Genomic DNA, 2,275 nt, shown 5'->3' with positions numbered 1-2,275 from the left:
CGGCAGCACCGCATCGAGCGGCACATAGGCCGCGCCGGCCTTCAGGATCGCCAGCTGGGCGATCACCAGTTCGGCCGAGCGCTCCAGGCAGGTCGCCACGTAGTCACCCGCGCCGATGCCTTGGGCGATCAGGTGGCGCGCCAAGCGGTTGGCCTGCGCATTGAGTTCCGCGTAGCTGAGCGTACTCTGGTCGTGCACCAGCGCCACGGCCTGCGGCCGCAGCGCCACCTGTTGTTCGAACACCTGATGCACGCCCAGTTCGGACGGATAGGCGGCGTCGGTTGCGTTCCACCCGTACAGAACCTGATCGCGCTCTCCGTCAGCCAAAACGTCCACCGCCACCAAGGGCGTCTCGGGTGCGGTTTCCAGCAGCGCCACCAGACCTTCCAGCGCCGTTTGCATATAGTCGCAGACGCGCGCGGCGGAGCCCACATGCTCGACCTGTGCGGTCAACAGGAATACGTCACCCAGGTCGTCGATCGACAAGGTGAACGGATAATTGGTGCGCTCTTCCGCGCTGAGCATTTCAACCCCCTCCCATGCCGTCTGCGCGACATCGCCCTGCTGCGCATGCTCTCCGTGACGATAGTTCAGCAGAGACGAGAACAGCGGCAGCGGCGCCTGCACCGCACTGCAGCGCTGTGCGAGGGCGAGCGGCGCATGCTCGTGGCGCAACAGCTGCGTCAGCGCGCCATGCGTTTCCCGCACGCTGCGGGCGGCGCCGTATTCACCGACGCGTATGCGGATCGGCAGCGTGTTGATCAACATGCCCAGCACGCGGTCAGAGCCGACGCCCCCCTGCATCCGGCCGAACAGCACCGTGCCGAACACCACATCCTCTTGCCCCGAAAGTTTCGCCAGCACCTGCGCCCAGGCCAGGTGCATGACGCTGGCTGCAGTCACGCCCAACACGCGAGCCTGCGCACGCAGGCGCTTGCCCAGATCGACCGGAACCACGCGCTTCGACTCGCCTACCGACAGCTCGCCACGGCTCTGCTGCAAACCATACGGCGCGGTCGGTGCGCTGAAATCGGACAGCATCGCCTTGAAGAAGACCTCGTGCTCGTCTTCGCTCACGCCCAGCCGCGCCTGCGCGACGAAGTTACGGAACGGGACGGCGGCCAGCAAGCCCTGTTCCCGGCCGTGTTGAATCGCATGCACTTCTTCAATCAGGAACTTCATCGACGTGTTGTCGTCGACCAGGTGATGGTTCAGCCACAGCATCACCCAGCGTTCATTGACGGCGTCCTGCGCGATCATCGCCCGCATCAGCGGCGCCTGGCGCACATCGATGCGATAGTGGCGTGGGTTGTAGCGTTCGCGGATTTCGCTGATGACATCGACGCCGGCCAGCTCCGCACTGACGTCTTCGATCAACAGCGGCGCGTCGCGCCATACCACTTGCACCGGCTGGCGCAAGCCCTCCCACCGCATGGCGGTACGCAGAATATCGTGCCGCTTGATGACACTGCCCAGGGTTTCCAGATAGCTGTCCAGGCGTTCACGCGTGTCGAACGCGCATACAATCTGCATCAGATAGGGGTCGCCGTCCTGCCCCATCATATGATGGAACAGGATTCCCTCCTGCAAAGGCGTCAGCGGATAGATATCCTGGATATTCGCCGCGCCTCCCGGCACGCTATCGACGATGGCAGCGATTTCCTCGACAGTCAGCTGCACCAGCGGCAGCATGTCCGGCGTAATCGCCTGGCAGCCGTCGGCGATGCCGTTGGGCGGCACTTGCAACACCACGCCAGCGATGCCCTGCTCCATGCCCAGCGCCAGTGCCGCGACTGTCGGTGTGCTGAACAAGGTACGCACATCCGTTTGCAGGCCGGCGCCGCGCATACGCTCGATCAGCGCCACCGCCAGCAGCGAATGTCCGCCCAGCTCGAAGAAGTTGTCATGGCGACCGACCTGCTCCAGCTTGAGCAGCTCGGCCCAGATTGTCGCCAACGTTTGCTCCGCCTCACCCCGAGGCGCCTCATAGCCGCGCCGCGCGTAGGCGTCGCCATCCGGCGCCGGCAAGGCCTTTTGATCGAGCTTGCCGTTCTCCGTCAGCGGGAAAGCATCCAGCGTCACAAAGGCGCTCGGCACCATGTACTCGGCCAGTTGGGTGCTCAGTTGCTGGCGCAACAGGCCCAGATCAAGCCCTTCCGCGTCGGCGATCAGGTAGGCCACCAGGCGCTTGTCGCCCGGCTGGTCTTCGCGCGCCAGCACCACCGCCTCGCGCACCCCGGCGCAGGCCGACAATTTGGCCTCGATCTCGCCCAGT

1 protein-coding gene is annotated in these 2,275 nt (G+C 65.0%); it reads right to left on the bottom strand.

Annotated elements, in window-relative coordinates:
- On the bottom strand, positions 1-2,275 hold a 2,275-nt coding region (locus RUGAMON1_RS32510), incomplete at both ends, for a condensation domain-containing protein (protein ID WP_445234400.1).

It is taken from the genome of Duganella rhizosphaerae, assembly GCF_040364205.1.
In the GTDB taxonomy this organism is placed as follows: Bacteria; Pseudomonadota; Gammaproteobacteria; order Burkholderiales; family Burkholderiaceae_D; genus Rugamonas; species Rugamonas rhizosphaerae.
This window is presented reverse-complemented; position numbering and strand designations above follow the sequence as displayed.